Origin of the sequence: Peribacillus sp. NPDC097198, assembly GCF_044762055.1 — a bacterium.
Taxonomy (GTDB): domain Bacteria; phylum Bacillota; class Bacilli; order Bacillales; family DSM-1321; genus Peribacillus.
Window position 1 is genome coordinate 1 of record NZ_JBIWDO010000023.1, and the last position, 12,022, is coordinate 12,022.

The window sequence follows — 12,022 nt, forward strand, 5'->3', positions numbered from 1 at the left end:
TTAAAAAAGGCGGCCCTTTCTGAATAGTCAGGGCCGTTTTTATTTGGCTTTTTTTGATCGTTTACATGGATGTGGACGTATACGTAGTAGTAAAACAAAATAAAGCGAACCGGAAAAGCCCTGTCACTTAATTTGGCAGGGTCTTTTTTTCGTGCCTATTTTATCAAATAGATCTCGATTCCAGGGAGCTTTCAACGAATCGGTGTACACACTACCTTTTATCGTTCACAAGCGTAATTATCTTTATCTCGGTCCATCTTCGCTTGATAAGCAGATGGTCGGCTGGTACGCCATCTGGATATTTTGTACGTAAATCTGTGCAGTTCTGGAAGAACTCTGTTTCTGGTTCTGGAGTAGGAGCTGGAGCTGGAGCCGGTTTAAGCTGTGGCTTCGGCGCTACTGGTGCTGGCTTTGGTGTGACTTTCTTTTCCTCTTCATAATGGATACCGTGGTCATGGTCTACGTGAGCATATCCGGGAATACTCCATACGCCAATCTTTTTATTACGAGCGATATCTTGCGCTTTATGGAACTGATCAAACATCGTTAAATCGTTATATAGGTATGCTGTAGCCGCTAATCCTTTTTCGAGTACCATTTCTTGATACGTTTTATTTCCTACCCATACGTAAGCTAAGATACGGCCATACTTATCGGTGCGTTCTTTCCCTACTTGATCCCAACCGTTTTATTCTTTAGCGTTTCAGTCGCGAATTGAGAAGCTTCGGGACCGAACTCATTATATCGGATTAAAGGGGATGAAAACGATGGAAAAGATGAAAAAAGAAAACATTTGATATTGAAGTGAAGAAAGTCGGAGAAGGCAAGATTGAAGACACCTAGACCGCTCTCGTCCAGAGGTCTTTTTTTTATGCTCTAAAAGGTAAACACAGGTTATATGGGAGTTCTACGAAAAAATCTGTCTATCCTATCCCTTAACCGGTGGGTAAGTAGCAATCCACACCCCAAGTAGCTCCTTGGGGGTCGGAGATTGAGCCTACAAGCGAATTAACTTTTCTTTATGGGGGGAATGGGTTCTGAATTTGTTTCAGAGGTTCCGAATAGATTCCGAGCTGGTGTCTAAAAGTTATAAGTTTTGTACCAGACTAAAACCTTCCTTTTTATTCTTCTTTTTGTTCTTTTTTACGTCTAAAAGATAGTCTATAATTAAAGATATAGAAGATATATAACTTTTAGACAAAAAGGGGTATGAGAGCAAATGAAAGTTGGATATGCAAGGGTATCGACAGTTGGACAGTCGCTTGAAAGCCAAATTGAACAATTAAAAGAATATGGTTGCGAAAAAATATATATGGAAAAAGAAAGTGGAAAGAAAACAGATCGCCAGGAATTAGACAATGCAAGAAAAGCATTAAGAAAAGGTGATAAATTAGTGGTTACTAAAATTGACCGCTTGGCCCGTTCTGTTAGGGACCTTCATAATATTGCTATTGAATTGGAAGCTGAAGGAGTAGGTCTGGTATTTTTAAAGGAGCAAATAGATTTTAGTACCGCTGCTGGAAAACTAATGTTTACTATGTTAGGAGCGATTGGAGAATTTGAAAGGGATCTAATTGTAAGCCGTACTTCAGAAGGTCGGGAGAGGGCAAAGAAGCAAGGGAAACACATGGGAAGGAAAGGCCAGGACGAAAAAGAGGTAAAAAAAGCCTTGCAGCTTTATGAGAATAGAGAAATAAACGGAATGAGTGTTTCGGATATTTCAAAATTAACTGGTGTTCCTCGTTCTACTATTTATGCAAAAGCAAAGGAGAGCACAAAATGAATAACTGGGGAATAAACTTAGAATTGTTCGTTTTTCGAGAAAAAGGCGGCACTTTTGATAAGTGCCGCTACTTTTTAAAATATGCGTAAATAATTTGAATTGTTTATTTTTCAAGAAAAAGGCGGCACTTGTCAAAAGTGCCGCCATTTTTTTGAATAATTCCAATAAAAAATGGTAAAATGAATCATAATAGGGGGTGAAAGGAGTGTTCCCATTGATGAATAACTATAATCTTGCGGATATAGAAGAATTTTTTTATAAAAATAAGGGGTTTGCAAAAACTGGAGATTTAATGAGGTTTGGAATAAATACGTATAGAATAAAGGAACTTGAAGTAAATGGGTTTATAACCAAGTTAAAACAAGGTCTTTACAGATGGGTAGATTATCCCGTTAGTAATAACGAGGACTTAGTTGAGGTTTCAATAATTCTTCCTAAAGGAGTAATTTGTCTCTTATCAGCTCTATCTTTTTATGAATTAACTACATATACTCCTTGGGAATATTATGTTGCATTACCTCGAAAATACAACAAATCCAATATTGCTGATTATCCACCAATTAAGGTAGTTTATTTTTCAGATATACATTATTTCGGAGGAATAAATGAAATAGATATAAATGGACATAATATAAAAATTTATGATATGGAAAAAACACTATGTGATTGTATAAGATATAAGGATAAAATTGGAGTAGACATTGTGAAAGAAAGCCTAAATGAATATATGAAAAGATCAGATAAGAATATCGAAAAGTTGGTGGACTATTCTGAAAAGTTCAGAGTAAAAACAAAATTACAAAGTTATTTAGAGGTGCTATAATTTCATGCCAAATATCCAAGCCTCCGTTCTCGCTAAATTAAAAAATGTGAGTAGGACACAAAGAAAAGCAAATGAACTGATATTAAGGTTGTATTTTCAGGAAAGACTCTTATATCGATTATCGCTTTCTCCATATAGGGAAAGGTTTATTCTAAAGGGCGGACTATTTTTATATTCATTATCGGAAAATATGTCCAGACCAACAAAAGACATGGATTTTTTAGCGAAACAGATTTCTAATGACATGGAGGCAATTAAAACGGCTTTTGAAGTCGTTTGTCAAATTAAACCTGAAGTTGATGATGCTGTGGTGTTTGATAAAGACTCGATTGAGGTTGAAAGAATAAAAGAGGATGCCGATTATGAGGGAGTTCGGCTAAAAGTAAAGTGTTATATAGGAACAGTCCGAAATAGGTTACAGTTAGATATCGGCTTTGGAGATATTATAGTACCAAGTGCTGAAATAAGGGAATATCCTACTCTATTAGATTCCGAGAAACCTGAAGTACTTTCCTATACAATGGAATCAGTAATATCGGAGAAATTTGAGGCAATGATTTCTTTGTCGGTTGCCAATAGTAGATTAAAAGATTTTTACGATATTTATAGTATGTTATCTATTAAAAATTTCGAGGGCATAGTTTTATATGAAGCTATATTTGAAACGTTTCAAAAGAGGGGAACAAACTTCACTAAAGATCATATATTATTTACGAAAGAATTTTCAGAGAATGAACAGCGTAATATACAATGGAACGCATTGTTAAAAAGAAATGGATTTGAACATTTCTCCTTCACTGAGGTAATGGATAAATTGACTATTTTTTTAAAACCTCTATATGAATCTATTTTAGCTCAGGATGATTTCTTAGCGAATTGGAGTGTTGAAGGGCAAGAATGGATACCTATAAAATAAAAATCAATTTCGTTCCGTAGAAGTTATTTTTAGTGGATATAAGATGAATACAAAACGTGTTACTTAAAACAAAAAACACCCGTATCTCAAATGATCGAGTGTTTTTACTATTTAACCATAAAGAAATTCACCTCAAACAAACAATTACTTTTAGGGGTACCGGTATAGCGTAAACCAATCAGAACCTATTCAATTTATGGTTGCTTTACCATACTGATAGAGTTAAAATTATGATAACTTAATATGAACGGACAACAAAAAAGCCATTCCCATATGTTAGTGTTTCTCAGGCACTAACGGAAATGACTTCTCCTATAACCTAGTGTTCTCACCACTAAGTTAAATTTTTAGCCCTGACGACACAGGACTAATTTGATACACCTATTATAAACTCTACGTCCATTGGATTCAACTAGTAAATGCTAGTATTTTGCATACATAATCGGACAAAGTTTAACAAAAGGCGTTATCTCTTTAACTTGGAAGCTGACAGGTTAAGGGATAGCGTCTTTTTTGTGTACTGTTCAGGTGCAATTGCCTGAAAGCACCTTAAAAACTGATTGGATAGTCTACGTTCGTGCAGAGAGTACAGAGTATGCTCTTACAAAGTGGGCAACCCTCAATGGATTCCTATTCATCTGTTGGGGGAAGGTGAGAACTACCTTAAAAGGTTCGGGTGGTAGCCATTAGCATTACGGTGCTAGGGAACACGTTCAGCTTGTCGCATAGGGGTGGCTTTATGTAGAGGACAAGCCTTTAGGTAAAGGACGTGTACGGTGAAAACTGTTGAGTGAATAGGGTCTATACATACGGATACATTGCGAACTGACGCAAGTAAATTAGACGCTTATCCCTCCTATTCTGTTAGATTGCTTTTTTAGCTTTCTTTCAGCATAGGGGATAAGACTGTCTTCCAGCCGTTTCATTGCTTCACTTCAGCAAGTCAAAAACCCTAAGATCTGTCAAGCATAATCAGCTAAGTAGTTGAAAGAATTGCTGTTAAGATAACGGGGGTTAAGCATTACCACTACATAAGCTTATATTTACTATATAAGCATACATAGTTTGGTCCTACGGTCAGTCAGACATTTAATGTATACTTGCAAACATAACCGTGTATAGGCATATAAAACAGGGTTTGCTAAGAGCTTCAAAGATCGGCCAGCAATACCGAATATCAGAGGAACAATTGAAGGAATATTTTGAAGGAAACGGGAAACGAAGAAAAAAAGACGGGAAATAAGGGAAATAAGAAAAAGTGTAGGAATAATGATAAGATTTTAAAGAGAGTAATTTTGTTTTATCTTTATGGTAGGGAAAATGTGATTGGATGTAGCTACACCACCAGTCTGTAAGTTTTTCGCTACAAAAACTATATATGTTATTTGTGGGGGAATGACTACCAGATCCGGGAAACGGGTTTGTATGTTGTTTCCCCTTTTATTTTTAAATTAATAGAAAAGGAGGGATATATTATGAAAAATCCCATTTTAGCAGCACGGGAAAAGCTGGGCTTATCAGTAAAGGAAATGGCTTTAATGACTAAAACAGTAGAGGTTACAGTGAGGACGAACGAAAATGGGGATTCCGTTAAGATCACGCCTAAAATCCTTAATTTCTTAGTTGACCAGGGTTTTGATAAAGAACAGCTGCTTAAAGATTATGAAGCGTATAAAGCCTGGAAAATTGAAGAAATCAGCAAGAAAATGGCTCAAAATCGGTAATTCATAAAGGTTACAAAATGATACCTATGTAGCCAAAATGACGAATTGAAAAAGGGTATAAAAAAAGGCCGCTTTTGCGAGAAGCGAGCCATACCCCAAGAAAGGAGCTTATAGTTTTGAACACTAATAATCAACCTTATTTTAAAGTATATAAGTCAATGTTTCAAAACGGAACCTATGTAGCCGAATTGACGGATTTCCAAAAAGTGCTGTTCATGCTGATATTATCAGAAATGAATAGAAAAGAAGCTGAAGGTACAGCTACAGGGAAAGAAAAGATAATGAGATTTAGTCATTATTGGTTATCTGCTGGCTTATCGTCACACAGGATTACGATATCAAAGGCGTTTAAAGCACTTGATAAGTTCCCTTTATTTGATTATACCAGCGGATACAACGTTAATGGCGGCAAGTCAGCACCAAGCACTATTCGTAATTTAGCTACAGAAGAATTTTTTGCCGTGATTGATCGGTATACTTTTGAAAATTTATTATTTGAAAAGCTGAAGAACAAGGAAATTCAATACAGACATATTGTTGTCTATGCCTTATGTAAGTATGTAGAGCAATTTAAAGAGGGTTCAGTAAGCGTTAATGATTTTGGCCGTATGTTGGGTATGACGGTCAAAACAGTCAATTATTCGCGTATTAAAAAGCATTTAGAGGATTTACAAGCAATGAAATTGATCAGTTTTGAAAAGGGACATGGGAAGCTTGTTGAAATTAAGGTTCATGCATTAAAGCTCAATCGTTTAAAACAAAATGTGTTAAGGGAAGATGTACGCCAGGAAGCGGAAAAATTACGCTATGAAGAATTAGGGATCAGTAATAAAGAGGTTGCTGTATCGGTTGAAGATATGCCAGTACCTAAAACATTGGATGATATTTTAAATAACGTAAGGGACGTATATGCCAAGCGGACAGGTACAAAGGCTATATTGGATGCAGAGCAGAAGAAACGTCTACAGCGGTCACAGTTAAACGTCCAGCAAATGAATGAGTACATTCAACAATTCTTCCTGGATACTAATGATTTGCAGCTCAAACAAATGAATAACGTATTTTCCAATATATCAACCTACATACAAGGGGCATCATTGAAAAAGTATTATAGTCAGGCCGGACAAATGTAGTAGATATGACGAAAGGGGAAGCAAACAAATGTAGTAGATATGACGAAATGAAAACACAGCTTCCAATTTATAGAGAAGGCAAATGTAGCCGATATGACGATTTAATTCGTCATATCGGCTACATTAAACAAAGACTAAAAAAATTAAAAGATTAAGATATACTATATAAGTTTATATAGATTAAAGCCTTAAATAGATACCCTATCCAAGTTAAAAAAACAAGAAAAAATAGATTGATAAGTACATTTTTTAATAAATAAATTGCTAGGATCAATACAACAGCAAAAACCGTTTGCAAAGTGATTTGAAACGAATTTCATTTTGTAGACAACCAGCTGTTAAAGATAAATTAGGCTAGTTGCTTATATGAATATAAAAAATTAAGCCCATATAGCCCGTTTAAGCCATTTTAAGTGTAAGGAGATATAAAACCTTTGCTATTAAGTTGAAAAGCCAGAATGATGCCTCTTAATCAATTTAAGGTGTATGCAATTAATAGATTAAAAGGGGTGGCCGGGGCCGTGGGTTCCGTTTTTCTGGTTAATCAGCTGGTCAATGTATTGGACACTTTCAGTGTTAATTACCTTTGAACAGATACTACAAAAAGACAGTGAAAAGACGATTCCAATCCTTGATAAATAAGGGTTTTATAAGAATTCGGACTTTAAAAAAGACACTGGATTTGGCCATTAATTTGCTGGTCAAACTGCTGGTTAATGTGTTGGTCAATTACCCTTGTTTTGGGGTGTGAAGGCGGGGCGGTCTTTCCTGGTGTATCTGTATAAAGATTAAAAAGATACGTCCAGGAGCGGAAGCACTAGCCATTTCATTTTGTAACTATAACCGGGGGTTTTATGCACGGTTTGTAAACTTAAAAATGCGGTAAGGCTTGATATATAAGGATATTTTCAATTTATAAAAAAAGAAGTGGAAGGAGTGAGCCTATGAATGAACATTTCACCAAGAATATACGGATCAATAAGCCCCAGGACATTAGAAGATTGTTAGCCAAAGTTATTAATATATTGCTACAGGAGGGAGAAATGACGATTGATAAGGCGAAAACCCTTGCCACGTTATCAAATACCGCGCTGAAATCAATGGAGCTGGGAGAGCTTGCCGAGCGATTGGATAAAATCGAAGAACAGTTAAAAAGGAGGAAGGGGATAAATGAGCATTAAAACCCGTTTGAATCGGATCGAGAAGAAATTGCCGGATGAAAGCAAGGCTGCTGAAAAGGGAACAGCAGACATTGAGAGCTTGCTTATTATGGATCATGAGGTATTCAGAAAAGTATATGTTGAATGGGCCATGGCTTGTTATATGGAGCAGCACGAAAAAGCAGATAAATTGAACGCAAAAGCAGAGAATTTGATCAGAACCTTGGAGCCAATCACAAAACGTTCTCAATTCGATTATGAAGCACTTCAAAAATTGTTGGCCGAGAAAATTGTTGATTATATGGATGAACACGGAATAGAACTGGAAGGTGACAGGTGGGAGCGTGTTTTCGGTGGGGATTAAATCCAGGATCAAAATGCTAGAATCATCCATAAAAAAAGGGCCAGGGTTTGACCCTAAAGAATTTGAAAGGGTATCGGCCAAAACTGAAGAACAGGAGCGATTGAATCAATTAGCTGCTGAAGGTGATTTTGCAGCATGTTTAAAATATTGCAAGATGACGGACGAAGAACTAGAGGACGAGCTATATAATTACCGGGATATGTATATACGGATTTTAGCTGAAAGGGAAGGAAAAACACCAAATTATAGGACGAAAGCAGACATAGATTTTGCACATGAAAATATAAAGGCGGTATTTCGTTACCTGGAAGCAAGCAAAGCAGATCCACAAGCAAAGCCGCCTGTATTGAAAAATTATAAAGAGGAAAACAGAAATAACAAGTAAAGACAATTATTGTTTGTATTGTCAGAGAAGATTCCCGCGGGTTGAATGGCTAAAACCTCTTTATAGTTGGACCAATGGGGAGCTGGAAAGGTATTTTTGTGAATAGCACTATTACCAGGTAAAAGCATTTAATGACCGTCAAAAGAAAGCCTATGAAGATTACAATAAAAAAAAGAAATGAGGTATTAATTATGAGTATTGATTATATGGCAGCTTATCACGGTAAAGGTACTTACAGCCAAAAAACAGGGAGAAAGAGAGAGCCAAAGAAGCTTATGCCCGCTATGTTTTATCATTCTAACCAGGACACTTTAACCGACAAGGAAGCGGAATTCTATTTGGTCCAGCATAAATTAATGAATGATTTCATTTCAAAACAAGGGTTAATTGAAGCATTCAATCAATTTCAGCAAAAAAAGCAAAGGGAAGACGGGGAATTTTCGAATTGGTTTAAAAAGTGGAATTAATAATTGATTTTTTAAAGGTAATTGGTGGAGTTTCTATACTGGGCTACCTATCTCGATTAATGGCACAACAAGTTTTCAAAAAAAATATGGCAGACTATCAAGGGGAAATAACCAAAGAGCTAGAAAAACTAAAATTACAGCAACAAAAAAACTTTAAAGACTTTGAGTTATTTACTTCAAAAAAACACGAAAAGTATCCAGAAATGTATTTCCATTTAGAAACTGCATATGGTCATATTTCTAGTTTAGAAGGTAATGTAGAAGCTTTAACGTTTGAAAATTTTGACGAAGAAGATTTAAACTTACATTTTGATGAATTAAAGATGACGAGTTTTGATCGAGCTAGGATTATAAAATTATGGAGGAACTATGAAGGAAAACAATCTGCAATCAGGGAAATTCAAAAAATTGGAAGAGTGATAAATTACCGAAGAGCAGATGAAAAATGGCGTGAAGCAAATAATTATTATTATTTTAATCTGCTTTACTTCTCGGATGTTGTTAGTAAATCCTGTAAGGACTTGATAGATCACCAACGTGAATATTTGAATTTTTTAAATCCGAAATATGATTTTATATCTTCAGAAGAGACGAGAGCAAAAACAGAGATTAAAAATATGATTCCTGGCATTCGGAATTCAGTGAAAACTGAAATGCAAAAGGAACTTAGAATAGAATGATAATCTCGATAGAATATAGATTAGAAAAACCCGGTGACTAGCCGGGGTTTTTGGTTTAGTATGACCAACTCTGGAGAGTTTGTCATACCATAATTATACAATAATTACCTCGCCAGACCTTTTTAGTCAAAGGCATAGAAAAAGAGCGTAAAGGCTTCTTTGTTCACTTTCCGAAAAGTCGAGCAAAGAAGCCTTTTTTTTGATTATCCGGGTTTTCGTTGGAGGCCGCTATTAACCGTTTAGCTTCTTTTGCTGCTTGATTGGCTTGATCCAGTTCTTTATCCCTTTCTATACTTCCCCTAATGGATGTTACTCCCTCTTTTAATTGTTGCATACCTGGAATAACAAACTCCTTATTAAAAGTTTCCTGGTTATCCAGCTGTTCTTTTATTTGTTTGTTTTCTTCCCTTAGTGCTTCTATTTCTTCCCTCATTGCTTTGAGTTCTTCCGCTATGATTTCCCCGGCTTTCTTTTCTGGTTCCGGTTTGAAAGATTCCCCTCCAGTAGCAAAGTAATGTTCAATTTGCTTCATGCTCCAGTTTTGCTCCCGGTGAAGGGCTTGTATCTCTTTAAAGCGTTCTATCCCCTCGCTTTTATATATATTGTAGTTGTTGGAGTCTTTTTCATGAGGGATATAATTCCGCAGCTCCTTAAACCAGTTTCTAATGACGTTTGGTGTTTCATTTATGAAACTAGCTACCTCTTTTACTGTAAAACCTTTATCCAGGTTTTCATCTTGCTTTTCTTCACCTGGTTTTTCAATTTTATTCAAGTTTCCTCCCACCTTTCTAACTTGGATACTAACATGGATTAGCTGGATAGATAGGGTGGATAAGTAAATTGATGAAGCTTTTTACCCTTCTTTAACAGCTAGGTATCAATTACATTATCCGTGGGCTTGGTTAATCCCTGCTTTGAATCTAAGTATAGGTGAAAAAATCCAGCTTTCAAGAGCTTATCAAGTTTAAAATAAAAATCCCAAATTTTGTCCGGGATTTGTCTATGTATGATATTAACCGGAAACTTCTTTTTTCATTATGGCTTTCCATACTTTTCTTTTTTCGTCCATTTCCATCTTTATAGCAGCTATGTCTTTTTCGTCTCTTAAAATCCTTTGTTCCTCCCATATAGCTTGGAGTACGGTAAAATGGATTGCGGTTTATCCAATGCTTACGCATTAAGTCTACTGTCCCAATGATAGCATTGAGACAGTAGACCGAAAGTGTACCGAATTTTTACCGAAATGGAGGTGAAAGCCTCGTCGGAGGCTCTGCTTCTTCAGTCAGTTCTAATGCTCTGTTTAGAGCTTCTATTGCATCACGGACCTCCAAATTATGTATTTTACTCTCTTTAGTCTTTCTATAAATAAAAAAATATCAGTTTAATCATGATATAATTGTTGAAATATTAGAAATTGTTATGGGGGAAATGGCATGAGTAACGAATACTATTTATTCCTGGATGAATCAAAACCAAACGGGAGTAATATACATCACCTATGTTTAGCAGGGGTCATCATCAAAAAAGAAGCATACGAAAGTGAAATCGTTCCTCAAGTTAGATCGTTAAAACAGCAGGTCTTTGGAAATACTGATATCATTCTTCATGAATGGGAAATTCGCGCGGGTAAAGATCCATATAAGGTGATCCGCCAGAAAGAAAAGCGGGATGAATTCTGGCAGGGGATGGATAATATCTTCCGGAATTACGATCTCACCACCCTTGGAGCTTCTATTCATATTAGCGATTTTAAATCATATTATAATGACAGTGAATTAAACGATGAATATTACATCGTGCTTCAAATCGTGCTTGAAAACTTTGTACATTTTTTAAGAAGCAAGGATGCCAAAGGCCAAGTTTATATCGAAGGCATTAACACGACAGATGATACCAAACTCCGCAATACCTATCATAAAATTGTGGCCAATGGTACGTTGTATTATAGCCCGAATGCTTTCCAGGATCGCTTGTTAAACATTAACTTTCTGATCAAAGCAGATAACAATATCGGCCTTCAATTAGCTGATTTTGTGCCTGGTACACTAAACCGATCATGCAATGGGTTACAACCGAAAAAGCCGACGATCTATCCGCTTATCGATGCCGCTCTGTATGATGGCGGTCATAGCTTGAAGCAAAGATTCGGATTTAAGGTCTTGCCGTAGTAATTTTTTGTAGACGGACTGTCTACAACTGTCTACAATCTGTTGACAAACGATTTGTTATCCATTATCATTGGGGTACATTCTAAGTGTTGAGGTTTACGATAGTTTTCCTCAAGCTAGAGCAGGATATGAGGGAATTACGATAGTTCTTCGCTCATTACGACGGAAATACCTTTACTGAATAGTTAAGGTATTTTTATTTACCATATTTTAGCACACACAAGCTGGGATCCATTTGGATATAATACATAATGCGAAATACGATAGTTCTTCGCAACAACATAAAGAGGATGGAATTATGAACATTCTTTCGTCCTCGCAATGTTAAAAAAGGCGGCCCTTTCTGAATAGTCAGGGCCGTTTTTATTTGGCTTTTTTTGATCGTTTACATGGATGTGGACGTATACGTAGTAGTAAAA

13 protein-coding genes and 1 pseudogene are annotated in these 12,022 nt (G+C 36.1%); 12 read left to right on the top strand and 2 right to left on the bottom strand.

Translation table 11 applies throughout. The features are described 5' to 3' along the window. Positions 1-211 precede the first annotated feature (211 nt). Positions 212-658 (bottom strand): annotated as a pseudogene (locus tag ACIQXQ_RS20785) (thermonuclease family protein); the annotation flags it as partial. Positions 659-1,219: 561 nt separating this feature from the next. Here ACIQXQ_RS20785 and ACIQXQ_RS20620 point away from each other — a divergent pair. From ACIQXQ_RS20620 to ACIQXQ_RS20670, 11 genes are all read left to right on the top strand, one after another. Continuing rightward, a complete protein-coding gene (locus tag ACIQXQ_RS20620; protein ID WP_402959840.1) occupies positions 1,220-1,783 on the top strand; it encodes a recombinase family protein in 564 nt (187 codons plus the stop codon). 205 nt (positions 1,784-1,988) lie between these two features. Then, positions 1,989-2,606, top strand: a complete 618-nt coding sequence (locus tag ACIQXQ_RS20625; RefSeq protein WP_402959842.1) for a type IV toxin-antitoxin system AbiEi family antitoxin domain-containing protein — start codon at positions 1,989-1,991, stop codon at positions 2,604-2,606. Positions 2,607-2,610: 4 nt separating this feature from the next. Then, a complete protein-coding gene (locus tag ACIQXQ_RS20630) occupies positions 2,611-3,522 on the top strand; it encodes a nucleotidyl transferase AbiEii/AbiGii toxin family protein (RefSeq protein ID WP_402959844.1) in 912 nt (303 codons plus the stop codon). Positions 3,523-4,636: 1,114 nt separating this feature from the next. After that, complete coding sequence (locus ACIQXQ_RS20635; protein ID WP_402959846.1) at positions 4,637-4,765, top strand: helix-turn-helix domain-containing protein; 129 nt, start codon at positions 4,637-4,639, stop codon at positions 4,763-4,765. Between the two features lie 232 nt (positions 4,766-4,997). Beyond that, complete coding sequence (locus ACIQXQ_RS20640; RefSeq protein ID WP_402959848.1) at positions 4,998-5,246, top strand: hypothetical protein; 249 nt, start codon at positions 4,998-5,000, stop codon at positions 5,244-5,246. 116 nt (positions 5,247-5,362) lie between these two features. Further along, entirely contained in the window at positions 5,363-6,379 is a 1,017-nt protein-coding gene (locus tag ACIQXQ_RS20645; protein WP_402959850.1) for a hypothetical protein, read from the top strand. Between the two features lie 944 nt (positions 6,380-7,323). Beyond that, positions 7,324-7,560, top strand: coding sequence for a hypothetical protein (locus tag ACIQXQ_RS20650; RefSeq protein ID WP_402959852.1), 237 nt, complete (start codon positions 7,324-7,326; stop codon positions 7,558-7,560). Then, the gene (locus ACIQXQ_RS20655) at positions 7,550-7,903 is read left to right on the top strand and encodes a hypothetical protein (RefSeq protein WP_402959854.1); all 354 of its coding nucleotides are present in this window, start codon (positions 7,550-7,552) and stop codon (positions 7,901-7,903) included. The genes ACIQXQ_RS20650 and ACIQXQ_RS20655 overlap by 11 nt, the downstream gene beginning before the upstream one ends. Next, on the top strand, positions 7,893-8,288 hold the full coding sequence (locus tag ACIQXQ_RS20660; RefSeq protein WP_402959856.1) for a hypothetical protein: 396 nt from the start codon (positions 7,893-7,895) through the stop codon (positions 8,286-8,288). Before ACIQXQ_RS20655 ends, ACIQXQ_RS20660 begins: the two co-directional genes overlap by 11 nt. A 191-nt stretch (positions 8,289-8,479) precedes the next feature. Next, the gene (locus ACIQXQ_RS20665) at positions 8,480-8,755 is read left to right on the top strand and encodes a hypothetical protein (RefSeq protein WP_402959858.1); all 276 of its coding nucleotides are present in this window, start codon (positions 8,480-8,482) and stop codon (positions 8,753-8,755) included. Beyond that, positions 8,746-9,435 (top strand): hypothetical protein, encoded by a 690-nt coding sequence (locus ACIQXQ_RS20670; protein ID WP_402959860.1) that lies wholly within the window; start codon positions 8,746-8,748, stop codon positions 9,433-9,435. The genes ACIQXQ_RS20665 and ACIQXQ_RS20670 overlap by 10 nt, the downstream gene beginning before the upstream one ends. Before the next feature lie 163 nt (positions 9,436-9,598). Here ACIQXQ_RS20670 and ACIQXQ_RS20675 read toward each other — a convergent pair whose 3' ends face one another. After that, complete coding sequence (locus ACIQXQ_RS20675) at positions 9,599-10,207, bottom strand: MerR family transcriptional regulator (RefSeq protein WP_402959862.1); 609 nt, start codon at positions 10,205-10,207, stop codon at positions 9,599-9,601. A 661-nt stretch (positions 10,208-10,868) separates the two neighbouring features. On the opposite strand from ACIQXQ_RS20675, the gene ACIQXQ_RS20680 reads away from it, so the two are divergent. After that, the gene (locus tag ACIQXQ_RS20680; RefSeq protein ID WP_402959864.1) at positions 10,869-11,603 is read left to right on the top strand and encodes a DUF3800 domain-containing protein; all 735 of its coding nucleotides are present in this window, start codon (positions 10,869-10,871) and stop codon (positions 11,601-11,603) included. Positions 11,604-12,022 lie beyond the last annotated feature (419 nt).

What these genes read in the sequence shown, in the direction of transcription:
- ACIQXQ_RS20650 (WP_402959852.1), top strand. Translation starts at nt 7,324, where the DNA reads ATGAATGAACATTTCACCAAGAATATACGGATCAATAAGCCCCAGGAC.
- ACIQXQ_RS20630 (WP_402959844.1), top strand. Translation starts at nt 2,611, where the DNA reads ATGCCAAATATCCAAGCCTCCGTTCTCGCTAAATTAAAAAATGTGAGT.
- ACIQXQ_RS20640 (WP_402959848.1), top strand. Translation starts at nt 4,998, where the DNA reads ATGAAAAATCCCATTTTAGCAGCACGGGAAAAGCTGGGCTTATCAGTA.
- ACIQXQ_RS20680 (WP_402959864.1), top strand. Translation starts at nt 10,869, where the DNA reads ATGAGTAACGAATACTATTTATTCCTGGATGAATCAAAACCAAACGGG.
- ACIQXQ_RS20665 (WP_402959858.1), top strand. Translation starts at nt 8,480, where the DNA reads ATGAGTATTGATTATATGGCAGCTTATCACGGTAAAGGTACTTACAGC.
- ACIQXQ_RS20655 (WP_402959854.1), top strand. Translation starts at nt 7,550, where the DNA reads ATGAGCATTAAAACCCGTTTGAATCGGATCGAGAAGAAATTGCCGGAT.
- ACIQXQ_RS20620 (WP_402959840.1), top strand. Translation starts at nt 1,220, where the DNA reads ATGAAAGTTGGATATGCAAGGGTATCGACAGTTGGACAGTCGCTTGAA.